General features: G+C 60.7%; 21 protein-coding genes and 1 tRNA gene. 17 read left to right on the top strand and 5 right to left on the bottom strand.

Annotation, left to right across the window (positions count from 1 at the left end; translation table 11 throughout):
- Positions 1–127: 127 nt before the first annotated feature.
- Complete coding sequence (locus J5274_RS04745; protein ID WP_219274778.1) at positions 128–754, top strand: septation protein IspZ; 627 nt, start codon at positions 128–130, stop codon at positions 752–754.
- Between the two features lie 63 nt (positions 755–817).
- Positions 818–1,171, top strand: coding sequence for a SelT/SelW/SelH family protein (locus tag J5274_RS04740; RefSeq protein WP_142823627.1), 354 nt, complete (start codon positions 818–820; stop codon positions 1,169–1,171).
- On the opposite strand, the gene J5274_RS29265 is transcribed toward J5274_RS04740, so the two are convergent.
- Positions 1,117–1,488 carry a BA14K family protein gene (locus J5274_RS29265; RefSeq protein ID WP_224129485.1) on the bottom strand — a complete coding sequence of 124 codons (372 nt, stop codon included), beginning with the start codon at positions 1,486–1,488 and terminating at the stop codon, positions 1,117–1,119. The two genes, J5274_RS04740 and J5274_RS29265, sit on opposite strands and share 55 nt — an antisense overlap.
- A 281-nt stretch (positions 1,489–1,769) precedes the next feature.
- Here J5274_RS29265 and J5274_RS04730 point away from each other — a divergent pair, with 281 nt between their 5' ends.
- Both J5274_RS04730 and J5274_RS04725 read left to right on the top strand, forming a co-directional pair.
- Positions 1,770–3,191, top strand: a complete 1,422-nt coding sequence (locus J5274_RS04730; RefSeq protein WP_202617139.1) for a phosphomannomutase — start codon at positions 1,770–1,772, stop codon at positions 3,189–3,191.
- Positions 3,192–3,272: 81 nt separating this feature from the next.
- Positions 3,273–3,359, top strand: a tRNA-Leu gene (locus J5274_RS04725).
- Positions 3,360–3,478: 119 nt separating this feature from the next.
- On the opposite strand, the gene J5274_RS04720 is transcribed toward J5274_RS04725, so the two are convergent.
- A complete protein-coding gene (locus J5274_RS04720) occupies positions 3,479–3,799 on the bottom strand; it encodes a hypothetical protein (protein WP_161990923.1) in 321 nt (106 codons plus the stop codon).
- Between the two features lie 309 nt (positions 3,800–4,108).
- Here J5274_RS04720 and J5274_RS04715 point away from each other — a divergent pair, with 309 nt between their 5' ends.
- The gene (locus tag J5274_RS04715) at positions 4,109–4,933 is read left to right on the top strand and encodes a glycosyltransferase family 25 protein (protein ID WP_219274777.1); all 825 of its coding nucleotides are present in this window, start codon (positions 4,109–4,111) and stop codon (positions 4,931–4,933) included.
- Between the two features lie 45 nt (positions 4,934–4,978).
- Here J5274_RS04715 and J5274_RS04710 read toward each other — a convergent pair whose 3' ends face one another.
- Positions 4,979–6,928 (bottom strand): nucleoside-diphosphate sugar epimerase/dehydratase, encoded by a 1,950-nt coding sequence (locus tag J5274_RS04710; protein WP_219274776.1) that lies wholly within the window; start codon positions 6,926–6,928, stop codon positions 4,979–4,981.
- A gap of 338 nt (positions 6,929–7,266) precedes the next feature.
- Between J5274_RS04710 and J5274_RS04705 the strand changes: the two genes are divergently transcribed.
- The 12 genes from J5274_RS04705 to J5274_RS04650 all read left to right on the top strand — a co-directional run bounded on the left by J5274_RS04705 (position 7,267) and on the right by J5274_RS04650 (position 20,748).
- Positions 7,267–8,337, top strand: a complete 1,071-nt coding sequence (locus J5274_RS04705) for a glycoside hydrolase family 5 protein (RefSeq protein WP_142830236.1) — start codon at positions 7,267–7,269, stop codon at positions 8,335–8,337.
- Between the two features lie 103 nt (positions 8,338–8,440).
- Positions 8,441–9,403 carry a GlxA family transcriptional regulator gene (locus J5274_RS04700; RefSeq protein ID WP_142830234.1) on the top strand — a complete coding sequence of 321 codons (963 nt, stop codon included), beginning with the start codon at positions 8,441–8,443 and terminating at the stop codon, positions 9,401–9,403.
- A 107-nt stretch (positions 9,404–9,510) separates the two neighbouring features.
- The gene (locus tag J5274_RS04695) at positions 9,511–10,407 is read left to right on the top strand and encodes a glutamine amidotransferase family protein (RefSeq protein WP_142830232.1); all 897 of its coding nucleotides are present in this window, start codon (positions 9,511–9,513) and stop codon (positions 10,405–10,407) included.
- Between the two features lie 58 nt (positions 10,408–10,465).
- On the top strand, positions 10,466–11,152 hold the full coding sequence (locus tag J5274_RS04690) for a GXGXG domain-containing protein (protein WP_142830230.1): 687 nt from the start codon (positions 10,466–10,468) through the stop codon (positions 11,150–11,152).
- A gap of 72 nt (positions 11,153–11,224) precedes the next feature.
- Positions 11,225–12,553, top strand: a complete 1,329-nt coding sequence (locus J5274_RS04685; protein ID WP_142830228.1) for an FMN-binding glutamate synthase family protein — start codon at positions 11,225–11,227, stop codon at positions 12,551–12,553.
- A 1-nt stretch (position 12,554) separates the two neighbouring features.
- Complete coding sequence (locus tag J5274_RS04680; RefSeq protein ID WP_142830226.1) at positions 12,555–13,016, top strand: OsmC family protein; 462 nt, start codon at positions 12,555–12,557, stop codon at positions 13,014–13,016.
- A gap of 44 nt (positions 13,017–13,060) precedes the next feature.
- Complete coding sequence (glnT, locus tag J5274_RS04675; RefSeq protein ID WP_142830224.1) at positions 13,061–14,368, top strand: type III glutamate--ammonia ligase; 1,308 nt, start codon at positions 13,061–13,063, stop codon at positions 14,366–14,368.
- A 246-nt stretch (positions 14,369–14,614) separates the two neighbouring features.
- The gene (gene purU / locus J5274_RS04670) at positions 14,615–15,499 is read left to right on the top strand and encodes a formyltetrahydrofolate deformylase (protein WP_142830222.1); all 885 of its coding nucleotides are present in this window, start codon (positions 14,615–14,617) and stop codon (positions 15,497–15,499) included.
- Positions 15,500–15,623: 124 nt separating this feature from the next.
- Entirely contained in the window at positions 15,624–18,578 is a 2,955-nt protein-coding gene (locus J5274_RS04665; RefSeq protein ID WP_219274775.1) for an aminotransferase, read from the top strand.
- A 480-nt stretch (positions 18,579–19,058) separates the two neighbouring features.
- The gene (locus J5274_RS04660; protein ID WP_142830218.1) at positions 19,059–19,253 is read left to right on the top strand and encodes a hypothetical protein; all 195 of its coding nucleotides are present in this window, start codon (positions 19,059–19,061) and stop codon (positions 19,251–19,253) included.
- Between the two features lie 138 nt (positions 19,254–19,391).
- The gene (locus J5274_RS04655) at positions 19,392–20,399 is read left to right on the top strand and encodes a P1 family peptidase (protein ID WP_142830216.1); all 1,008 of its coding nucleotides are present in this window, start codon (positions 19,392–19,394) and stop codon (positions 20,397–20,399) included.
- Between the two features lie 100 nt (positions 20,400–20,499).
- Positions 20,500–20,748, top strand: a complete 249-nt coding sequence (locus J5274_RS04650) for a DUF982 domain-containing protein (protein WP_142830214.1) — start codon at positions 20,500–20,502, stop codon at positions 20,746–20,748.
- A 7-nt stretch (positions 20,749–20,755) separates the two neighbouring features.
- On the opposite strand, the gene J5274_RS04645 is transcribed toward J5274_RS04650, so the two are convergent.
- A complete protein-coding gene (locus tag J5274_RS04645) occupies positions 20,756–21,148 on the bottom strand; it encodes a cupin domain-containing protein (RefSeq protein WP_142830212.1) in 393 nt (130 codons plus the stop codon).
- A gap of 100 nt (positions 21,149–21,248) precedes the next feature.
- Positions 21,249–23,036 (bottom strand): APC family permease, encoded by a 1,788-nt coding sequence (locus J5274_RS04640; protein ID WP_219274774.1) that lies wholly within the window; start codon positions 23,034–23,036, stop codon positions 21,249–21,251.
- Positions 23,037–23,038: the final 2 nt, after the last annotated feature.

Genomic DNA, 23,038 nt, shown 5'->3' with positions numbered 1-23,038 from the left:
TTTTTGCTGTCTGGTTTGCGGCAAACGTGCGCTTCGGCTCAAGCTTGATCCATTGCCTAACCTCCCGGCTTGCTGCAATACGCGATTGGCTCTATGCCTTCGCATAGCGATCGCTGGGCCAGTCCTTATGAAGTCCTTTCTGAAAACCATAGGATTGATGGCCAACGACCTCGGCGCGAGCCTGCTTTTTGTCATCCTCTTCTCTTTAACGCAGAACGCAGTGCTGTCGGCTTGTCTCGGCATGCTGTTCGGTGCCTGCCAAATTGCTGTCCAGATCTCAAGGAGGAAGCCTGTCGACAGCATGCAGTGGCTAAGCCTGTTTCTGGTTTTCGCTTCCGGTACGGCAACGATGGTGACGGACGATCCCCGTTTCGTGCTCTTCAAGCCGAGCGTGATTTATGTGATTGTCGGTGCCGCGATGCTGAAGCCCGGATGGATCAATCGCTACCTGCCTGCGATTGCCCGCGCCGTTTCGGCCGATATCGGCATCGCGCTCGGCTTCGTGTGGTCAGGCCTTATGTTCACCACCGCAGCGCTCAATGCGTACCTCGCGCTCAGCACTGAAATCAAAACCTGGGCACTGACGATGGCGATCTTTACCATCTCCAGCAAAGTGCTTCTCGTCTTGGCGGGGTTTGCCGCGATACGCCTGGTAACGCAAAGCCGACTGCGCGCCATGCCAGCCAAGCAGCGCGAGTCCCTGCTGGTGACGACCGGATGGAACACTAAGTCACCAGTGCCCGCTTCGCGATAAACGTTTAGCCGTTGTGACATGGGGCCCACGTCCCTAGACTGCGGGTCGCACAGGAGAACCGACATGACCGCAAAACCCCGCATCAGCATCCTCTACTGCACCCAGTGCAACTGGCTGCTGCGCGCCGCGTGGATGGCGCAGGAACTGCTCCAAACATTTGGCGACAGTCTCGGCGAGGTGGCCCTCCTGCCCGGCACCGGCGGCAATTTCGAGATCCGGGTGGACGGTGAGCTGATCTGGGAACGCAAGCGCGACGGTGGTTTTCCGGGCCCGAAGGAATTGAAGCAGCGGGTCCGCGACATCATCGAACCCGAGCGCGATCTCGGCCACACCGACCGGGAGCGCAGCGAGAGCTGGAGCGATCAGCGGCGCTCCGGCAGGACGCAGCGCACCGGCCTTCCGCCCGGCGCCTTGTAGCTGTCGGTCAACGGGTCGTAGGAGCGGTAACGGTTCATGCAGCTTTGGCGGTGAAAGCTCGGATCGGCGGCAGGCACCCGGACCTGCGGCGGCAGCCTCGGGGGCTGGGGTCGGAAGATAAAGCGAGGCGGCCGTGCGCCGGGACTATAATATCGGGGTCCGGTCTGGCCGAGCGGACGATAGTTTGGCCGCTGATAGCTCTGGCGCGGCCCGAATGTGAAACAACCGCGCGTATCGCACACCGTCGAGATCTCGATCAAAGCCGCCGAAGGCTCTATCTTGGCGACGGCTGTGAGAGGCAAGGCTTGAGCTGACATTGCAGTCAGCGAAGCCATGGCTACCACAGCCATCGGAACGAGGTTACGAAACCGTGCGGCACCACCTCCCCTTGGAGCGCCGGGGCTCCTTGCGGTAAATTTCATCATTTCCCGTGCCGCTTTCTTTCGCGCGTCATATGGTAGGCTATATAGGACACCATCATGTCCTGCCCAAGTGCGCAGGGCCAAACCTGGTGCGTCCGACCGTTTGCGTCGGTTGATCGATCTTCGGTCCTGCGCCATAAAGCCTTATCAATGTCGGGAGTTATCGCGTGAGCAGTCTGAAATTTGGAACGAGCGGCCTTCGCGGCCTTTCTGTCGATCTCGAAGGCCGCGCCTCGGCTCTCTATTCAACGGCGTTTGCCCGTCATCTCCTGAAGAGCGGCCATGCCAAGCCTGGTGACCCCGTTCTCGTCGGTCGTGATTTCCGCGAGTCGAGCCCATCAGTTGCTGCGACCTGCATCGGGGCGCTGGGGCGCGCGGGCCTCGTACCGATCGATTGCGGCGCCATCGCCACGCCAGCGCTGGCACTCTATGGCCTGGAACTCGGAGCCGCCAGCCTGATGGTGACCGGCTCTCATATTCCGGCTGATCGCAACGGCATCAAATTCTACCGCCCGGATGGCGAAATCGACAAGCAGGACGAAGAAGCCATCACAGCGGAAGCGGCCGCCATCGGCGACAGCGCCATCGACGCCTCGCCTGCCAGCGCGGAGAAGCGCGGCGAGCAGGCTGAGGCACAGTTCTTGAGCCGCAACGCAGCACTCCTGCCGGCAGGCAGCCTTGTGGGCTTGACCGTCGGCGTCTACGAGCACAGCACGGTCGCCCGCGACCTGCTGGGGCAAGTCCTGGATCATTACGGCGCCCGCGTCGTGCCGCTCGGTCGCTCCGACAGCTTCATCCCGGTCGATACCGAAGCCGTTTCTGCCCAGACCGTCGAACTGCTCCGCGGATGGACGAACGAACACCGGCTCGATGCCATCGTCTCCGCCGATGGCGACGGCGACAGGCCACTGGTCTCGGACGAACACGGCGAGCCGCTGCGCGGCGACCTTCTCGGTCTCATCGCCGCCAATTTCCTCGGTGCCGGTGTGCTCGTTACGCCTGTCACCTCTAATTCCGGTGTCGAGACCGCCGGCCGCTACAGCGTTACCCGCACCCGCGTTGGCTCGCCCTATGTGATCGCTGGCATGAACGCCGCGCTGGCGGACGGCCGGCCGGGCGTCATGGGTTTCGAGGCCAATGGCGGCACGTTGACGGCAAGCGCCTTTACCGTCAACGGCACGACCATCCAGCCCCTGCCGACGCGCGATAGTTTTCTGCCGATCCTTGCCACGCTCCATGCGGCAGCGGCTTCGAAGAAGACCCTGTCTCAGGTCGCCGCCGGCTACAGCCTGCCCTTTGCCGCAGCCGACCGGCTGGAGAATTTCGCACTAGAGACCAGCGGCGCGCTGATGGCGCATCTGCGCGCCTCGGAAAGCAATCTGGCTGCGTTTCTGGCACCTGTTGGATCGGTGGCCTCAACGAGCGACATAGACGGCCTGCAGGTCATGCTGGAGGACGGCCGGATGATCCATTTCCGTCCCTCGGGCAATGCCCCGGAAATGCGCTGCTATGTCGAGGCGGCCAGCGAAAACGAGGCAAAGTCGCTTTTGGTCCAAGGACTTGATCTGGTCCGCGCCTTCGCCCGAACAGCGCAATAAGTCGCTTTTTCGGGGAATGACATCAAAACTTCAAAAACGTTGTTGACAGCAGCGGACGACCCCCTTACATGCCTGACCGTCGCCCAGATGGCGGAATTGGTAGACGCGCCAGCTTCAGGTGCTGGTACCCGAAAGGGTGTGGAGGTTCGAGTCCTCTTCTGGGCACCATTCCATTTTTGATCTCTGCCAGATCAACAGCTTAGCTTTCATAGTAATTGTTAGCGGACGCCCCTTCGGGGGTGTCTTTTGCTGTCGTTACGCTGTGCGAAAACTCGGTGTCGGACAGGTCAGCGATTACGATTGTTATATTGCCAGTAGCTGTAGTTGGGTGGGCGGGTGCTTTCGGAAATGACGCCGTTCTGGTCGCAGACGTAGACCAGGCGCGGGTAGTCGCGGTAGAAGCTGCGATAGCCGAAATCGAGGTCGGCCAAGCGCGTCCAGCACTTAAACTTTTCCTGAAATGCCTGTGGTGCCGTGACGCCTGGCAAATCCTTGTAGGGATAGATCGGCTTATTCCATGTGAGTTTGCCCTCACCTTCGGCAAAGCCGTTGTAGGGTGTCAGGGCAAGCAGCGTGGCTCCGACCAGAGCAACTCTCATTATCCACATGAACGCCAACCCTTCTGCTGGGCGGAGCATTGCGCAACACCCCGTGCTATCCGCATATAGTCATTACAGGAACCGAGGGAAAGCCTGAGCGGCTTGCAAAAGGCAGCGCGGCCTCATCACATCTTGCTGAAACCGATGTCCCAACGTAACAGCCTGTCACAAATGGCGATCCCGGACGCGCTTGAACTCGCTCGGACGACATGGCATTAGTTAGAGCGGGAACAAAGTTGCGATCGCTGTACTGCATCTGTCCAATCTTTTCCGGTTTTATGACGTTTAAGTCGTGCTGATCTGTCGGGAGTTGAGTGAATGCTTGAACGGGTCGAGCGAAAGGATGCCTGTCGCGGGATTGACAGGGCAGTACCCGCGTCTCCGCTCCTCATTTACGTTATCAATCTGGATCGCTGCATCGAGCGCTGGGATCGCCTCCGCACCCAGGCCGTCCAGCATGGCCTGAACCTCGTTCGGGTCGCAGCCGTAGACGGCCAATCTGTGCTCGCGGAGGAGCGGGTCGGCTTTCATCCCCGCTCCTTCAGTTATCACAACGGCCGCACGATCCTCGCCGGCGAATACGGCTGTTATCGAAGCCACCTGCTGGCTCTTGAAACCTTCGTTGCCAGTGGCGACGCGATGGCCATCATCATAGAGGATGATGTCGACCTCAACGCGGCACTTATCCCGCGGGCCATAGCGGCCGTGGCGGCCGTGCCTGGCACCGAGGGCAGCGTCATCAAGCTCGCAAATCACCGAAAGGTCGGTTTCAGACCCGTCGCTATGACCACCCTCGGCGATGTCGTCGGCCGCTGCCTGCACGGTCCCCAGGGCTCGGCTGCATGCTACATCGTCACGCGCGAAGCGGCGTTGAAGTTGGTAAAGAGGTTGAATACGGTTCTGTTGCCCTACGATGTCGCTCTCGAACGCGGCTGGTCGACTGGTGTCCAGACGTTTTCGACAGAAGACAATCTCGTAACATTCAGTCCGCATCGAAGAGACACGACGATCGGCAAGAGGTCGCATTACAGGGCTGCCAAGCGACACTTCATGCTGCGCATGACAACCCACTGGTTTCGCGCTCACGACCAGCTGCGACGGTGGTTCTATGCGACATGGGGATGCCAGCGGATCAGCCGCTAGAAGCTTTCAGGCGCTCAAAGAAAACACAAAAGACCGCGAGCAGGTCTATGCGGCGGCCTCTCCCTCGCGTTCGCGAAACACCAGGTCCACAACATCTCCGTTCGGGGCATAGCCGGAGACCAGCATCTTCAGGATGCTCTGGGCGAGCGGAATGTCATTTTCATCCAAAGCCTTCTCCAGCGCCGCCAGGCGCTCGGACAATTCCGGCCACCTAAGAAAATCCTCGCGAGCCCGCATGATCCGCGGATGCGGCGTCGGCTGCGGGTTGTCGCCGATCAGCAGTTCCTCGAAGAGTTTTTCGCCGGGACGCAGGCCGGTAATCCGCAACTCGATATCGCCCTCGGGATTATCGTCGTCCAGAACACTGAAGCCGGAGAGCTCAACCATACGGCGGGCGAGATCGACGATGCGAACCGGCTCTCCCATGTCGAGCAGAAAGACATCCCCGCCCGATGCCATGGCGCCGGCCTGGATGACCAGCTGCGAGGCTTCCGGGATTGTCATGAAATAGCGGGTGATCTCCGGATGGGTGAGCGTAACCGGGCCACCGTCACGGATCTGCTGGCGAAACAGCGGCACGACGGAACCCGATGAGCCCAGCACATTGCCGAAGCGGACCATCGAAAAACTCGTGGTCGTGCCGCTGGTGACGCGATCAGCGTCGAGGGCCTGCAGTACCATCTCCGCCAGTCGCTTGCTCGCGCCCATGATATTGGTCGGACGAACCGCCTTGTCCGTGCTGATGAGGACGAAATTCTCGACGCCAGCCTTTTGCGCTGCCGTGGCTGCGGCGACGGTCCCGGTGACGTTGTTCTTGATACCCTCGGCAGGGTTATATTCGACGAGCGGCACGTGCTTGTAGGCGGCAGCGTGATAGACGGTGCTGGGCTTCCACGCCGTCATGATCTGCTCCAGACGCGGCCCGTCGCGAACGGAGGCAAGAAAAGGGATGATGCGGATCTCGGCATCCTGGATCGCCAGCGCCGCCTTTTCCAGCTCGCCCAAGATGAGATAGAGGCCGAATTCGTTCTGCTCTACCAGCAGCAGGCTGGAGGGGCGGTTCTTGACGATCTGGCGGCACAGCTCGCTGCCGATCGAGCCTCCAGCACCGGTCACCATGACGACCTTTCCGCGGATGTTGCGGTCGAGCAAAGCCTGGTCGGGCGCAATGACATCGCGGCCAAGAAGATCCTCGATATCGAGTTCACGCAAGTCGGAGACGGCCACACGTCCCTGCGCCAAGGCGGTCAGGTCGGGCATGGTGCGGACGGTGACGCGGGCCTTGCGAATCGCCTCCAGGATTTCGTTGCGGCGTTGCCTTGTGGCATTCGGCAGCGCCAGCAATACATCGCGTGTTTCGCCGGTAGCAACGAGTGCCGGCAGGTCGGCGGGATCGTAGATCGGCAGCCCGGCCATGATACTGCCATGCAGGTGCCTGTCATCGTCAAGAAAGCCTACGACATTTAGCTCCGAGCTATTGGACAGAGCTGCGGCGAGCTGCCTTCCGGAAGCACCAGCGCCATAGATCAACACTTTTGCCAGCGAATTGCGGTTCAGAAGCCGCTGGTAAGCGTTGCCGAGCCAATAGCGTGTCCACATGCGCGACAGCCCGACGGCGATCAGAAGCAGCAACGGCTGCAATATGCCGACGGTACGCGGCACGCCTGGAATGCTGATCGCGGTGAAGATCGTCATGAAGGCCAGGCCGTAGATCGCCACGGCCTTGACCACCGTCATGAACGCCGAGAGCCCGGCATAGCGGAAGATCGCGCGGTAAAGCCCGAGCACAATGAAGATCGGTATCGCGAGCAGGAGCGAAACGAAGGCGGGTACCCATTCGACACCCTCGAGGATCACCCACCCGTCAAGCCGCAGGCAATAGGCAAACCATACCGTAAGTACACAAAGGCTGGAGTCGACCAGGAGTGCAAAGGCGCGCTTTGTTACGCGCGGCAAAGCCAAAAAGGGCATAACGAGCCGATCGGCAGGTACCATCAACAATTTCCTCAGGCGCCGGTCATCCCAGTCCGCAATTGCATTTCTTCCGGGCGTATTCGCCCGTCTCCAGCACACCTAGTATGTCTTGCTGCTTCCAACAGCAAAAGGCAATTGCGCGAGACAGCCGCGCTGCGTCTTTCGCAACGCTATAGCGCAAATTCACCACTCGCGGCAAAAGGAAAACCTCTGGCGCGATTATTGTTTTGAAAGGGATAATCCCAAGTCCTTAAACGGGTGGCAGATCTGCGGCTGCCTATCTCTGGACCTGCCGTGAACCTGTCTGTATGCAGAGAGTATAAACGCGCGGCGAGACCGCTAACCCGTGGGCGACTGATATGAAAATCTCGATCGCTGGCATGGCGCGCAGGTTTGCGATGCTATCGACGGCCCTCATAGGGCTCGTGACCTTCGCCGGCAGCGGCGAGGCAGCGGGGCTTTGCTATCGCGGGATCAATCTTTCGGGCGCTGAGTACGGTGATCGCGATGGCGTCGCAGGTACGGACTACATCTACCCTACGGAAGCAACCGTGCATTACTTTGCCGGCAAGGGCATGAATGTCGTCCGCCTGCCCTTCCTCTGGGAGCGGCTGCAGCCCGAGTTGAACGAGAAACTCGATGACGAAGAACTTTCGCGCCTGAAGGCGGCCGTCGACCGGATCCACAAGAACGGGATGACAGTCGTTCTCGACCCGCACAACTACGCCCGTTACGACAAGGTGACGATTTCGCAGGATCCGGTCACCGATGATGCATTCGGTGATTTCTGGTCGCGGCTTGCCGGGGCCTTCGCCAACCAGCCGAGCACAGTCTTTGGCCTGATGAACGAGCCGCACGATATCAAGGCACCGGATTGGCTTAAAGCGGCGAATACCGCGATCGGCAGGATCCGCGCGATCGGTGCCCGTAATCTCATCCTCGTTCCCGGGACGATCTGGACCGGTGCCCACTCATGGAGCGAGGAAAGGCTCGGCGGCGGCTCGAACGCCGAGATCATGCTTGGCGTAACGGACCCGCTCAATTTCTACGCCTATGAATTTCACCAGTATCTAGACGCTGACTGGTCAGGAACCCACGCTCTCTGCGAAGGCACCGAGAAGGCACGCACCGGTATCACTGACGTCACCAACTGGCTGAGGCAGAACCATAAACGGGGATTTCTGGGCGAGTTCGGCGCCGCCGGCAATCAGCCCTGCCTTGACGGGCTTCAGAGTATGCTCGACATCCTCGGCAAGAACAGCGATGTCTGGCTCGGCTGGAGCTACTGGGCGGCGGGCGACTGGTGGCCGGAGAGCGAGCCGCTCAACGTGCAACCGCGCAAGACACCGGACCGGCCGCAGATGGCGCTGCTGGCAACTGCGGCCAAGAACCAGCGTATGGCGAAAGCATGCAGCGCGACCGTAAAATAAGCGAGAGCAAAGACCGGCGATGGTCCGCAGGGACACGACTTCTCTTTCACGGACCGCGCTTCCACTCCGTATCCCTATGGGCGACCGGCTTGGGGCAAACGTGATGCGCGATAGCGAAAGCAGCAATGTCCAGGAAATTGGCTTCATCCTGATCCCAGGCTTTGCGCTGATGTGCTACGCCTCGGCGGTGGAGCCGCTGAGGGCGGCCAATCTCCTCGCCGGTCGGGAAATCTATCGCTTTCGCGTGTTCTCACCGCAAGGTGTATTCGCAGTCGCCTCGAATGGCGTGCAGGTTCCCGCAGAACCTCTGCCGGGTCGCGGTGAACGGCTGCACACGGTCTTCGTGGTTGCCGGCGGCCACCCTGACGAATGGAACTGGCCGGGCGTCTATAGCGCGCTCCGGGCCCTCGATCGCGACGGGGTACGCATCGGCGGCATCTCTGGTGGGCCGTACCTGCTGGCCGCAGCCGGACTTCTCTCCGGCGAGCGCTTCACCATCCACTGGGAGCATGCCCCGGCGCTAATCGAGGATTTTCCCGGCATGACGCCGTTGCAGGCGCGCTACATCATCGACGGCAAGCGGTTGACCTGCGGCGGTGGCGTTGCGCCGCTGGACATGCTGCACGCGATCATTGCGGCCCGCATGGGTGCAGATTTTGCCCGCCGGGTTAGCGACTGGTACCTGCACCGGCATGTCAGTTCGGCCGCAGAGCCGCAGCGGGCTTCCGAGGCCGAACGCCATGGCACGCACCATCCTATCCTGCTTGCGGTGATCGAGAAGATGGAGACGACGATCGAGCAGCCGCTCGATCGCAAGGCGATGGCGACCTTCGCGCGGATCACGCCACGCCATCTCGACCGGCTATTTGCAACCAGGCTAAACTCGACATTCCTGGCAGAATACCACCGAATAAGGCTGGCCCATGCGCGAAAGCTGCTGCAGCAAAGCAGCCTATCCATCTCCGAAATCGCCTTTGCCTGCGGCTTCTCCAACCCCGGACATTTTTCTCGCTGCTATCGGCAGGCTTATGGCGGACCTCCGAAAACTGCCCGTAAAACAAACTGACACGATCAGACAATCTTTCTTTAAGGGAAATTTATTTTCTTCCTAGTTGAAGTATTCCAAGATTCTTGCTAGGCCTTTTTCGCAACGATCATTCGGAGGATTTCATCATGTGCGGCATTGTCGGCCTGTTCCTCAAGGACAAAAGCCTGGAACCCCAGTTGGGCGCGATGCTGTCCACGATGCTGGTGACGATGACCGACCGTGGGCCGGATTCGGCTGGTATCGCGATCTACGGGGGCTCTCAAGGGCGCGACGCCAAGATCACCGTGCAATCCGCGACGCCTGCGAAGGATTTTGCCGGACTTCAGGCAGAGCTGGAAGAGGCGCTGGGACAGACGATTGCGGTCGAGATCAAAAGCAGCCATGCCGTCATTACGCTCCCGAAAGACAAGCTGGATGATGCCCGCTCGGCGCTAGGCGAAATTCGCCCGGATATCCGCGTGATGAGCAGCGGCGATTCGATCGAGATTTATAAGGAAACCGGCCTGCCGCGCGATGTCGTGGCGCGCTTCGGCGTCGCCGACATGTCCGGCACGCACGGCATCGGCCACACCCGCATGGCGACGGAGTCTGCGGTCACCACGCTCGGCGCCCATCCGTTTTCCACAGGCTCGGACCAGTGCCTGGTGCACAACGGCTCGCTCTCCAACCACAACAACCTGCGCCGCACGCTGAAGCATCAGGGCATGCGCTTCGAGACAGAGAACGATTCCGAAGTCGCGGCCGCCTACCTGACGGCCGAAATGGCAAAGGGCAAAAACCTTGGAGCGGCACTGGAAGGTGCTGTCGACGATCTCGACGGCTTCTTCACCTTCGTCGTCGGCACCAAATCCGGTTTCGGCGTGCTGCGCGATGCCATCGCCTGCAAGCCCGCCGTGATGGCCGAGACCGACCAGTATGTCGCCTTCGGTTCGGAATACCGGGCGTTGGTCAGCCTGCCCGGTATCGAGGCTGCGCGTGTCTGGGAGCCGGAGCCGGCGACCGTTTATTTCTGGGAGCACTAAACTGGCTCTACGCCGGATGCCTCTATCCCCTTCCAAGTTACCAATTGCAGGACAGAACATGCCCACCTTCGATCTGGCGATCACGCCGCTCCGCGATCTCAATCAGGCCCTGCATGACATTGCGCCGGGATCCAACGATCTGCATTTCGAGGTGATCAACCCGCGCGGCAGCCATGCCGTCGCTTGCGGCGTGCATGCGCCGGTTGCCATCGATGTGCAGGGCAATGTCGGCTATTATTGCGGCGGCATGAACGAAGACGCCACCATCACCATCCACGGATCGGCCGGCCCCGGTGTCGGCGAAAACATGATGTCCGGGACGATTGTCGTCAAAGGCGACGCTTCGCAATATGCCGGCGCGACGGCCTGCGGCGGCATGCTGGTCATCGAGGGTAACGCCTCGTCGCGCTGCGGCATCTCGATGAAGGGCGTCGATATCGTCGTGCGCGGCAGCATCGGCCATATGTCGGCCTTCATGGCGCAGGCGGGTAACCTGGTGGTGCTCGGCGATGCCGGCGATGCCTTGGGCGACTCGCTCTACGAAGCGAAGATTTTCGTGCGCGGTACGGTGAAAAGCCTGGGCGCGGACTGCATCGCCAAGGAGATGAAGCCAGAACACCTGAGGTTGCTGGCCGAACTGCTCGAAAAGGCCGGCATCACAGACGTCAAGCCGGAGGAATTCAACCGCTACGGCTCGGCGCGCAAGCTCTATACTTTCAATGTCGACAATGCGGACGCCTATTGAGCGTCAGACCAAGGCAGTCAGCGGGGACTTTCCGCTGCGACAAAAAAACAATGCGATCAATCGAGGTCCGCCATGAGCTACCAGAACCCGCCGACCACGCCACGTTCCTCGGCAACCTTCGACGAATATACGATGTCGGAAATCCGCCGGGCTGCGGCAACCGGCATCTATGATATCAGAGGCGGCGGCGCCAAGCGCAAGCTGCCGCATTTCGACGACCTGCTGTTTCTCGGCGCTTCGATCTCGCGCTATCCGCTGGAAGGCTACCGCGAAAAGTGTGAGACCAATGTCGTGCTTGGCAGCCGCTTCGCCAAGAAGCCGATCGAACTCAAGATCCCGATCACCATTGCCGGCATGAGCTTCGGATCGCTATCAGGCCCGGCCAAGGAAGCGCTCGGACGTGGCGCGACGATCGCCGGGACTTCGACCACAACCGGCGACGGCGGTATGACGGAGGAAGAGCGCGGCCATTCGCAGATCCTCGTCTACCAGTACCTGCCATCGCGCTACGGCATGAACCCCAAGGACCTGCGCCGCGCCGACGCCATTGAGATCGTCATCGGACAAGGCGCCAAGCCCGGCGGTGGCGGGATGCTGCTCGGCCAGAAGATATCGGACCGGGTCGCCGACATGCGCACCCTTCCGAAGGGCATCGACCAGCGCTCTGCCTCGCGCCACCCCGATTGGACCGGGCCCGACGATCTTGAGATCAAGATCATGGAGTTGCGCGAAATCACCAACTGGGAAAAGCCGATCTATGTGAAGGTCGGCGGCGCCCGTCCCTACTATGACACGGCACTTGCGGTAAAAGCCGGCGCCGATGTCGTGGTCCTCGACGGCATGCAGGGCGGCACGGCGGCAACGCAGGAAGTCTTTATCGAGAATGTGGGCATGCCGACGCTCGCCTGCATCCGTCCCGCAGTACAGGCGCTGCAGGATCTCGGCATGCATCGCAAGGTGCAGCTGATCATCTCCGGCGGCATCCGCAATGGTGCCGATGTTGCAAAGGCTCTGGCGCTCGGCGCCGATGCCGTCTCGATCGGTACGGCAGCGCTGGTTGCCATTGGCGAAAACGACCCGCGCTGGGCAGCAGAATATGCGGCGCTCGGCACGACAGCCGAAGCCTATGACGATTGGCACGAAGGCAAGGACCCGGCGGGCATCACCACCCAGGATCCGGAACTGATGAAGCGCGTCGACCCGGTTGCTGCCGGGCGCCGGCTTGCCAATTATCTGAAGGTGATGACGCTGGAAGCGCAAACCATCGCCAGGGCCTGCGGAAAGAACCACGTACACAATCTGGAGCCGGAAGATCTGTGCGCGTTGACGATCGAGGCGTCGGGCATGGCGCAGGTGCCGCTGGCCGGCACCTCCTGGATCCCCGGCAAGGGCGGCTTCTGACATGGCCGTCTATACTGCGACCATCTTGTGGGAGCGGGGCGCGGCAGAGCCGTTCACCGACAATCGCTATGGTCGCGGACATTTCTGGTCGTTCGACGGCGGCGTCAGCGTTCGCGCCTCGTCCTCGCCGCACGTGGTACCGCGCTACTCGGATCCATCCGGCGTCGATCCGGAGGAAGCCTTTATTGCCAGCCTTTCGTCCTGCCATATGCTGACGTTTCTCTACCTCGTGGCCAAGCGCGGCTTCGTGGTCAACCGCTACGAAGATGTCGCCGAAGGCGTGATGGCAAAGAACGAGAGCGGTCGCATGTGGGTCGCCAAAGTCGTGCTGCGTCCGCGCATTGTCTGGGAGGGCAATGGTCCGGACGCGAAGGCGGCTGCCGAACTGCATCACCTGGCCCATGACGAATGCTTTATCGCGAATTCGGTGCGCACGGAAGTGGCCTGCGAACCCGTAGACTGACAGGCCGGAAAGGCCGCAGCAAAAACCAAATGGGGAACTGAACGATGACGATCAATCTCGAGACGTGGGCGAAGGAACGCGGCGTCAAATACTTTATGATCAGCTACACTGACCTGTTCGGCGGCCAGCGGGCAAAGCTCGTACCAAGCCAGGCGATTGCAGGCATGCAGGCCGATGGTGCCGGTTTCGCTGGCTTTGCCACCTGGCTCGACATGACGCCGGCGCATCCGGATCTGTTTGCAGTGCCCGATGCCTCGTCGGCCATCCAGCTGCCGTGGAAGAAGGATGTTGCTTGGGTTGCAGCCGATTGTGTGATGGAGGGCAAGCTGGTCGAGCAGGCGCCGCGCAACGTGCTGAAGAAGCTGATTGCCGAGGCCAAGGCGCTTGGAAAGCGCGTCAAGACGGGTGTGGAGGCCGAGTTCTTCCTGATCACGGCGGACGGCGAACAGATCTCCGACAAATACGATACGGCCGACAAGCCCTGCTACGACCAGCAGGCGGTCATGCGCCGCTATGACGTCATCACCGAGATCTGCGACTACATGCTGGAACTCGGCTGGGGCCCGTACCAGAACGACCACGAGGATGCCAACGGCCAGTTCGAGATGAACTGGGAGTTCGACGACGCGCTCATCACCGCCGACAAGCATTCCTTCTTCAAGTTCATGGTCAAATCCGTTGCAGAAAAGCACGGGCTGCGCGCTACGTTCATGCCCAAGCCCTTCAAGGGCCTGACCGGCAACGGCTGCCATTGCCACATCTCGGTCTGGGATACCGACGGCAAGACCAACGTCTTTGCCGACAAGAGCATGGATTTCGGGCTATCGTCCGAGGGCCGCCAGTTTCTCGGCGGTATCATGAAGCATGCCTCGGCGCTGGCGGCGATCACCAATCCGACCGTGAATTCCTACAAGCGCATCAATGCGCCGCGCACGACCTCCGGCGCCACCTGGTCGCCGAACACGGTGACATGGACCGGCAACAACCGCACCCACATGGTGCGCGTACCCGGGCCGGGTCGCTTCGAGCTGCGGCTGCCCGATGGCGCGGTCAATCCGTACCTGCTGCAGGCGGTAATCATCGCTGCCGGCCTCGACGGGCTCAACACCAATGCCGATCCCGGCAGGCATTACGACATCGACATGTATGCCGAAGGCCATCTCGTGAAGGACGCGCCGCGCCTGCCGCTGAACCTTCTCGATGCCTTGCGCGAATACGACAAGGACGAGGGACTGAAGCAGGCGATGGGCCTCGAATTCTCCGCCGCCTTTGTCAAGCTCAAGCACCAGGAATGGAATAGCTATGCCTCGCACTTCACGCAGTGGGAGCGCGATACGACGCTGGACATCTAGGACGGCGGCATTTGGAAATCCCGCGCAAGCACTTCCCTGCCAACGGCGGGGATACGCGTTCCGACGACGCAATGGGAACGGGATTTTCGCTTGCCTGCCGTAATCTGCAAGCGAATGGGCTGCGGGCTTGCAAGGTGATCTAGGCGCCGGTAGGCCCTGGCTTTGCGGATTGCGCTGCGCATCCGGCTATCCGGCGCCCATGCTTTGATTTATGCAGGTCCAAAACCTGCGAATGAGGGAACAGACATGAAGAGCTACGTGCTGACGGTATCCTGCCAATCAACGCGCGGGATCGTTGCTGCCATTTCAACCTATCTGGCCGCCCAGGGTTGCAACATAGTCGATTCATCGCAATTCGACGACCTCGATACCGGCAAGTTCTTCATGCGCGTCAGTTTCATGTCCGAGGAAGGCATCGCGCAGGAGGCGCTGGTCGAGGGCTTCAAGCCGATAGCCGCGACCTTCAAGATGGATGCCGAAATCCACGATGCGACGAAGCGCATGAAAGTACTGCTGATGGTGTCGCGCTTCGGCCATTGTCTCAACGACCTGCTCTATCGCTGGAAGATCGGCGCTCTACCGATCGACATTGTCGGCGTCGTATCCAACCATTTCGAATACCAGAAGGTCGTCGTCAACCATGACATTCCCTTTCACCACATCAAGGTGACCAAGGAAAACAAGGTGAAGGCCGAAGCGGAGATCATGGACGTGGCCGAGCAGACCGGCACGGAGCTGATCGTGCTTGCCCGCTATATGCAGATCCTGTCGGATGACATGTGCCGCAAGATGTCGGGGCGGATCATCAATATCCACCACTCCTTCCTGCCTAGCTTCAAGGGCGCCAACCCCTACAAGCAAGCCTATGAGCGCGGCGTCAAGCTGATCGGCGCCACGGCGCATTATGTCACTGCCGATCTCGACGAAGGCCCGATCATCGAGCAGGATACGGCACGGGTCACCCACGCGCAGAGCGCCGAGGACTATGTGTCCATCGGTCGCGACGTCGAGAGCCAGGTGCTCGCCCGCGCCATCCACGCCCATATCCATCACCGGACCTTCATCAACGGCAACCGAACAGTCGTCTTCCCGGCAAGCCCCGGCAGCTATGCTTCGGAGCGCATGGGTTAGCCGGACATAACGGCGAGCAAAATCGACATTCTCGGCGTTTGCGCCCCGGCGGATTGCATCTTTGTCTTGTGGCTGCCAGGATTTGCCGTATCTGCTTCTTGCAGTAAGTGATCCGGGGGGTGTCATGACCGACCAAGCGCTCGTCAACCGCATGCAATTGCCGAGGCCCGAAGTCACGGTGGCAGACGCTGCCGAAATTGCAGCGACCTATTATGGTCTCTCGGGCGAGTTCATCGAACTCGGCAGCCAGCAGGACCGGAACTTCCGGCTCGATACCGGCGAAGCGCGCTACGTGCTGAAAATCTGCCATGCGGATTATGCCACCGTCGAGCTCGAAGCACAGAATGCCGCGCTTCGCTATCTTCGCGCGATGGACGGGGCACCGCGCGTTCCGGAGATCATCCCGACAGTCGGCGGTGCCGAGATCGTCGCTTTGAGCATCAACGACCAGGACCTCCAGATCCGGCTCCTGAGCTATGTCGAGGGCCAGGGCCTGACGCGCCGCAAGCATCTGCCGACAGCGACGGTGGCAGCGCTCGGGTCGCTTTGTGCCAGGTTGGCAAAGTCGCTTTCCGGTTTCGACCATCACGGGCTCGACCGTACCCTGCAGTGGGATCTGCGCCGGGCCGGCCCGGTGGCGGTGCATTTGTTGTCTGCGATCACAAATCACGAGGCCCGCGACCGCATCGCCAAGGCCATGGTGACGGCAGTCAAGCGCATCCAGCCGCTGGCGGCGCATCTGCGCGTGCAGCCGGTGCACCACGACATCACCGGCGACAATGTCGTGGCGCGGCCGGATGGTCATGGCAATCTCATTCCCGATGGGGTGATCGACTTCGGCGACATCATCAAGGGCTGGGTGGTCGGCGACCTCGCCGTGACATGCGCCTCCCTTCTGCATCATGCGGATGGCGATCCGCTGTTTATCCTGCCGGCGGTTGCCGCCTACCATGCCGTGATGCCGCTGAGCGGGGTCGAGTTGCAGGCTCTGTGGCCGCTGATCGTCGCGCGCGCCGTGATCCTGGTGGCGAGCAGCGAGCAGCAGCTGGCGATCGATCCCGACAATAGTTATGTCCGTGACAACATTGTCCTCGAGCGCGAGATCTTCGAGGTCGCGACGTCCACCAATGCCGATTTCATGGACGCTGCCATTCTGAGGGCGGTCGGCATCGATCCGCAGCCCATCGACACCTCGGCGTGGATGCCGCTGCTTGCAGGCATCGACACTGCGGATATTCTTTCGCTCGATCTGTCGACAACGAGCCCGCTGCTGGACGATGGCAACTGGCTGGAGCCTGATATCGATTGGCGACTGCTGGCGAAGGCAGCCAGCGAGACGGGATTGGCAGCGACGCGGTACGGAGAGTTCCGCCTGTCGCTGACGGAACCGCTTGCCCTGCAACCGCCAAAGAATTTTGCCCTGCACTGCGACGTCTGCCTGCCCGCCGGCACCATCGTCAACGCGCCCTTTGCCGGCAGCATCATCAACGACGCCCAGCATCTGGTGCTGGTAGGACAGGATGTCTGCCTGCACCTCGACGGCATCGCCTGCAGCCTGGAAGACGGCGCCGAGATTGCTGCCGGCCACGTTCTCGGATCGATAGCCGGAGAAGAAGGCGCGGTCGGCGGGTTGCGGGTGCAGCTTTGCCGCAGTCCCGCGCTGGTGCCGCCGCTGCTGTGTGCCCGCCATGCGGCCCCGGCCTGGTCGGCGCTTTGCCCTTCACCGTCTGCGTTGCTCGGGCCCGGGATCGAAGCCCCCAAGGCAAGCGGCGCCGAAAGGCTGGCCTGCCGGATGCGCCATCTTGCGGCCTCGCAGAAGCACTATTACGCAAACCCGCCACAGATCGAGCGCGGGTGGCGCGAATATCTCTTCGACGTCGAAGGCCGCACCTATATCGACATGATCAACAACGTCACGATCCTCGGCCATGCCCATCCACGCCTCAACGCGGCGATTGGCCGGCAGTGGTCGCTGCTCAATACCAACTCGCGTTTTCACTATGCGGCAATCGCAGATTTTTCAGAGCGGCTGGCCGCACTTGCGCCGAAGGGCCTCGACTGCGTGTTCCTGGTCAACAGCGGTTCGGAGGCGAACGATCTCGCCCTGCGGCTTGCCTGGGCCTATACCGGCGCCCGCAACATGCTCTGCCTGAAGGAGGGCTATCATGGCTGGTCGGTCGCCAGCGACGCGGTCTCGACTTCGCTTGCCGACAACCCGCAAGCCCTGACAACGCGGCCAGACTGGGTGCATGCAGCACCGGCGCCGAACAGCTTTCGTGGGCAGTTTCGCGGACCCGACGCAGGCAACGCCTATCTCGAAGCAACGAGGCCATTGATCGATGCCGTCCGTGAAAGTGGCGAGGGCCTGGCTGGCGTGATTGCAGAATCACTCTGCGGCAATGCCGGCGGTATCGTGCCGCCCGAGGGCTACCTCAGCCAGATCTATGCGCTCGTGCGCGACGCTGGCGGCCTCTGCATCGCCGACGAGGTGCAGATCGGTTATGGCCGGCTCGGGGATTTTTTCTGGGGGTTCGAGCAGCAGGGCGTGGTCCCCGACATCATTACGATCGCCAAGGGCATGGGCAACGGCCACCCTCTCGGTGCTGTCATCACCAGCAGGCCGATTGCCGATGCGCTGGAACGGCAAGGCTATTTCTTCTCCTCGACAGGTGGAAGTCCGGTGAGTTCGATCGTCGGCATGACCGTGCTCGACATCCTGGAGGACGAGGCGCTGCAGAACAATGCTCGAGTTGTCGGTGAACACCTGAAGGCCCGGATGGTGTCGATGATGGAGCGCTTTCCCCTGATCGGCGCGGTACATGGCATGGGACTATATCTCGGCCTGGAACTGATCACCGACCGTGATTCGCTCGCGCCTGCAACCATGGAGACGGCGGCGCTCTGCGATAGGCTGCTGGAACTCGGCGTCATCGTGCAGCCGACCGGCGATCACCTCAACGTGTTGAAGATCAAGCCGCCACTTTGCATCAGCAGGGAGAGCGCCGAATTTTTCCTGCAAGCCCTGGAAAAGGCGCTCATCGAGGCTTCGGAGAACCTGGGTTTGGCCGTTAACCATTAGGGTCATTTGGCGACCCGGCTGATTTTCAACCGTTGGGGGATTGTCCGGCTGATCCCAAATTCCTATCTCTGGCGCGTCGGAGAAGGAGCGAATCCCGGCGTCGGGTATATACGGAAGAACGAATTATCTTTCGCAGATATGCTCGATAGCCGGAACGATATTTCGACAACAGGCAAATTTTTGACATCGACCAGAATATGTTTGCGATGGAAACCAGGCTATAATCTACTAACTGAGTAGACAAACTTGGCTCCATCGTCCGGTACCCCGGATATCGCGGGGACCTCAAAAGTGCAACGCCAACGCAAGGGAAGTGACATGAGAAAGACACACTTATCGCATGCCCGCCTTGGGAGCTTGTGCTGGACCAAGACTGCTCGGGCTTTCGCTCCGGCCCGCGCTGTCGAATGTGACGTTCGTCCCTTTCGGAACAACATCGTCATTTTTCCATAACCGTGCATAGCGCGGTGGGAGTATCGCATGAAGAAGCAAGTTATCGAGTATGCAGGCGTGCCTGTCGGTATCGTCGTTCCTGACGACAATCAATTGCGGTTCATTGCCGTGAAATACCATGTCCATGACCTGGATGAGCGCCGCTTCGGCAGCGCTGACGAAGTCAGGCTCGCCATTCGCGACCTCTTGGCACGCAGCCCTGCAAAGCCCATTCACGTCTAGGCTCAGTTAAGGGCCAAAGTCGGCATTGTCGTCCAAATCCTGCCAAGCAAGACCGGTTCAGCGGAAGCTGTGCCGGTCTTGTCTTTTCCAATGCCTTGCGATCCTATCGCCATCCGACCATAGCGACAGGATATTCCCGTGACCGTTTCCCGCAATCTGCTGACTGACATAGAGGGTGTTTCCGTCGGCCACTGCACCGACCTAAAGCTCGGGTCCGGTGTCACCGTCATCGTCTTCGATGCACCGGCCGTTGCTTCCGGCACGGTGATGGGCGGCGCGCCCGGCGGGCGGGATACGGCGCTGCTCGATCCGTCGATGTCGGTGGGCGCAGTCGATGCGCTCGTGCTTTCAGGAGGCTCGGCATTCGGGCTGGATGCGGCGGGCGGCGTACAGGCGGCGCTGCGCGAGATTGGACGCGGATTGCAGGTCGGCACCACGCGCGTGCCGATCGTACCACAGGCGATCCTGATGGATCTGCTGAACGGAGGAGACAAGGACTGGGGCCTGCATTCCCCCTATCGCGACATGGGCTATGAGGCATTCGTCGCAGCGACCAAGGGCGAATTTACCCTCGGAAGCATCGGTGCCGGCACTGGGGCCACGACGGCAACGTTCAAGGGAGGCCTTGGGTCGGCGAGTGCTGTCACAAGCGGCGGACACCGAATTGCCGCGCTGGTCGCAGTCAATGCGCTGGGCACGCCTACCATCGGAGACGGTCCGCATTTCTGGGCCGCGCCGTTCGAGGAGAACAACGAATTCGGAGGTCTTGGCATGCCTCCCGCCATTTCCACGGCAGACCGGGCGATGCGCTTGAAGGGGGTCAATATCACGGCAACCACCATCGGCGTCGTCGTCACGGATGCCATCGTCACCAAAGTGGAGGCACACCGGCTGTCAATCATGGCGCAGGACGGACTGGCTCGCGCCCTGTTGCCGGCCCATCTGCCATTCGACGGCGACACAGTCTTTGCAGCATCGACCGGCGCCCGGCCGATGGAAGGCATGATTGACTTTCTCGAACTCTGCCAACTCTCGACGACGGTGATGGCACGCGCTATTGCACGTGGCGTCCATCAAGCAACTGCCCTGCCCTTCGACGGCGCACAGCCAGCCTGGGGTGACCTGTTCGGATCCTCGAGGCCCTGATGCCCGAGAGGAGCGTATATTACCTGTGTTGAATTTTCATACTCTCTAATTCTATTAATAATTGTATGCAACCATTTCGATCACTCATTCGTTGTGTTGTATGGATATGAAAATCTGGGACGTCATGGTGACCGTCGAGGCTCCTAAAGCTGGTGAATTCAGGCACGTTGGAAGCGCGCTCGATGCCGTAGACTGCCTCTATTCCTGCTGGCCAGGCCCACAGGGGGATACCCATCGCATGGCTATCAACATCTGTCTTGCAGTGCTCGACAACGATAAGCCGACCAGCGCGTCACGCGAAGCCTTCATTGCTGCAGCCAAGGATGCAGATATTTTCGTCGACTACTGACGAGCAATCAATCCGGAAAGCGATAGACGACGTCACCGAAACGTCCAGTCGGGAATACATAAAATAGCCTGACCGGCGCATCCGTCTCATTCCTCAATCCGTGCTCCGCATTGCCGGGAATAAAGATCACATCACCCGCAGCGACGAGCGTCTCGGTCCCGTCGATGCTCATGACGCCAGTGCCTTCGAGCATATAGTAGATCTCCGGTTCGGCGTGGCGATGCAGTTGCCTCGAACCGCCGCCCGGCGCGATTTCGGCGACGCCGGCGCACATGCTGTCGGTGGGGGTGATGTCGCTGCTGAGCAGTGTGTAGAAGGCGACGCTGCCGCGTACGGGATCGTCCCATTCCTCTCTTGGCCGATACTCGACCCGGGTTATCACAGCCTGAGGTATGTTCATTTTAGTGCTGGCCTTGAGAAACTGGGCGGACGTCTCACCTCAGCGTGAGGCATGCGGATAGTTCAGACACGCGGCATAGGCCGCGTGTCGTCTGCAAGGCTCAGGCCGGAAGCTGGAAGATGACATTTGCGACGAGCACCACCGCAAGTCCTGCTGCCAGCGCTACATATGGCAGGATACCGGCTTTCTTCACACCGAGGTCCTGGCCGACGAGACCGAGGTCCTCCATCGCGCCTTCCGGAAATTTCCCGCCGTCCCTGACGAAATGGCGGTAGGCGAAGACCGGCAGGATCAGGGCTGCGAAGATGAAGCCGACCCAGAGCGCATTGGAGTATCCCCAGACCTTGGCGCCGGCACCAAGAAACAATGCGTTGACGAACGCCAGTATCGTGTTGAGACCGATCAGCCATGTCGGCGCCTTCCAGGGGCGCTCGATGTGGCCGCTATCCATACGGTGGATCCAGCCGGCATTGAGATTGAGAAAATTGAAGATGATGTAACCGACATTGGATACCGCCAGTACGAAGAAGTACCCGGCCGTGTCAGAGGCGATCGCCAGCAGGAACAGGTTGAAGGCAAAATCCGTCCACATGGCGCGCGTCGGTGCGCCGTGCTCGTTGACGTGATCAAGATACTTCGGCAGCCAGCCGTCCTTCGAGCCTTGATAGAGCGTCCGCGAGGAGCCGGCCATCGCTGTCATGATGGCCAGGAAGAGCGCCATGATCATCAGGATAACCAGTAACTGCGTGACGATCTTGCCGCCATGCACCAGCCCGCCAAGCGCCTCGCCGACGCCCGTTCCATCGACGATCCCCGGTGCCAGCATGCCCGTCTGGCCAAGTACGGCCTGGAACGTGAATGGAATGAGGAAAAAGAACAGGCAGCAGAGCAGGCCGGAATAGAAGATCGCCTTGAACGTATCTGTCTTCGGGTTTTTCAGTTCGCGCGTGTAGCAGACGGCGGTCTCGAAGCCGTAGGTCGACCAGGCGGCGATATAGAGACCGCCAAGGAACAGTGTCCAGCCGCCATTGCTCCAGGTGCCATCGACGCCGGAATAGGCAGCCGTGGGCGGCAGCAGGCCGGTGACGTTGAGCGTGTCGATCTGACCGCTGAAGATCGGGTAGAGGCCGATGATCAGCAGCGGGAGGAGAACGATGATGGCCAGCCACTTCTGAACGCTGGCAGTGCCAAGAATTCCGCGGTGCTGGATGGCGAAGATGATCAGCATCAGAATGCCGCCGATGACAAAGGTGGCATTGAGGCTGGCCTTGGCGAGGAACGGAATGTTGAAAGTCACCAGCGACCAGCTTCTGATCCATGGCGTATAGGCAGCGATGCCATCGGCGGACATCAGCGCGGTAATCGCGTCTGCCTGGGTCTTGCCGGTATTGGTCGCCAGCCATTCGGCAACCCTCGGGCTATCGGCCGTGATGCTGCCGGCATGGGCGGCGATCCAGGAGACGACAAGTTGCGAATCGGCGCCCGGGATCGGGAAGAGCGCATTGAGAATGTAGCCCGCAGCAATGGCGCAGCCGAGCGACAGCACCGGCGACCAGGCAAACCAGTTGCACCAGACGGATAGCGGCGCGATGAACTTCGAATAACGCAGCCAGGCGGTGGCGCCGTAGACGGATGCGCCGCCGGACTTGTTGGCGAACATGCCGGCGATTTCGGCGTAGGTGAAGGATTGCAGGAAGCCCATCACCATGGAGATGATCCAGACGACGAAGGCCAGCTTTCCGGTTGTGCCGGCAATGCCGCCGATTGAGAACAGCACAAGCGGCGGGACGCCGGCGGCAACCCAGAAGGCGCCCTTCCAATCCAGGGATCGGATCAGCCCGCCGCTTGACGCGGCTTCGGACCCTTCGGTTTCAACGAAAGCTACCATAG

The sequence above is a fragment of the Rhizobium sp. L51/94 genome, from assembly GCF_019355555.1.
Classification (GTDB): Bacteria; Pseudomonadota; Alphaproteobacteria; order Rhizobiales; family Rhizobiaceae; genus Rhizobium; species Rhizobium rhododendri.
The sequence above is the reverse complement of the archived record's forward strand: the minus strand, read 5'-3'. Positions and strand labels throughout refer to the sequence as shown.

Excerpts from the sequence above, each read along its gene's own strand:
- J5274_RS04745 (WP_219274778.1), top strand. The coding sequence starts at position 128 with ATGAAGTCCTTTCTGAAAACCATAGGATTGATGGCCAACGACCTCGGC.
- J5274_RS04740 (WP_142823627.1), top strand. The coding sequence starts at position 818 with ATGACCGCAAAACCCCGCATCAGCATCCTCTACTGCACCCAGTGCAAC.
- J5274_RS29265 (WP_224129485.1), bottom strand. The coding sequence starts at position 1,488 with ATGTCAGCTCAAGCCTTGCCTCTCACAGCCGTCGCCAAGATAGAGCCT.
- J5274_RS04720 (WP_161990923.1), bottom strand. The coding sequence starts at position 3,799 with ATGTGGATAATGAGAGTTGCTCTGGTCGGAGCCACGCTGCTTGCCCTG.
- J5274_RS04715 (WP_219274777.1), top strand. The coding sequence starts at position 4,109 with ATGCTTGAACGGGTCGAGCGAAAGGATGCCTGTCGCGGGATTGACAGG.
- J5274_RS04710 (WP_219274776.1), bottom strand. The coding sequence starts at position 6,928 with ATGGTACCTGCCGATCGGCTCGTTATGCCCTTTTTGGCTTTGCCGCGC.
- J5274_RS04705 (WP_142830236.1), top strand. The coding sequence starts at position 7,267 with ATGAAAATCTCGATCGCTGGCATGGCGCGCAGGTTTGCGATGCTATCG.
- J5274_RS04700 (WP_142830234.1), top strand. The coding sequence starts at position 8,441 with ATGCGCGATAGCGAAAGCAGCAATGTCCAGGAAATTGGCTTCATCCTG.
- J5274_RS04695 (WP_142830232.1), top strand. The coding sequence starts at position 9,511 with ATGTGCGGCATTGTCGGCCTGTTCCTCAAGGACAAAAGCCTGGAACCC.
- J5274_RS04690 (WP_142830230.1), top strand. The coding sequence starts at position 10,466 with ATGCCCACCTTCGATCTGGCGATCACGCCGCTCCGCGATCTCAATCAG.
- J5274_RS04685 (WP_142830228.1), top strand. The coding sequence starts at position 11,225 with ATGAGCTACCAGAACCCGCCGACCACGCCACGTTCCTCGGCAACCTTC.
- J5274_RS04680 (WP_142830226.1), top strand. The coding sequence starts at position 12,555 with ATGGCCGTCTATACTGCGACCATCTTGTGGGAGCGGGGCGCGGCAGAG.
- glnT (WP_142830224.1), top strand. The coding sequence starts at position 13,061 with ATGACGATCAATCTCGAGACGTGGGCGAAGGAACGCGGCGTCAAATAC.
- purU (WP_142830222.1), top strand. The coding sequence starts at position 14,615 with ATGAAGAGCTACGTGCTGACGGTATCCTGCCAATCAACGCGCGGGATC.
- J5274_RS04665 (WP_219274775.1), top strand. The coding sequence starts at position 15,624 with ATGACCGACCAAGCGCTCGTCAACCGCATGCAATTGCCGAGGCCCGAA.
- J5274_RS04660 (WP_142830218.1), top strand. The coding sequence starts at position 19,059 with ATGAAGAAGCAAGTTATCGAGTATGCAGGCGTGCCTGTCGGTATCGTC.
- J5274_RS04650 (WP_142830214.1), top strand. The coding sequence starts at position 20,500 with ATGGATATGAAAATCTGGGACGTCATGGTGACCGTCGAGGCTCCTAAA.
- J5274_RS04645 (WP_142830212.1), bottom strand. The coding sequence starts at position 21,148 with ATGAACATACCTCAGGCTGTGATAACCCGGGTCGAGTATCGGCCAAGA.
- J5274_RS04640 (WP_219274774.1), bottom strand. The coding sequence starts at position 23,036 with ATGGTAGCTTTCGTTGAAACCGAAGGGTCCGAAGCCGCGTCAAGCGGC.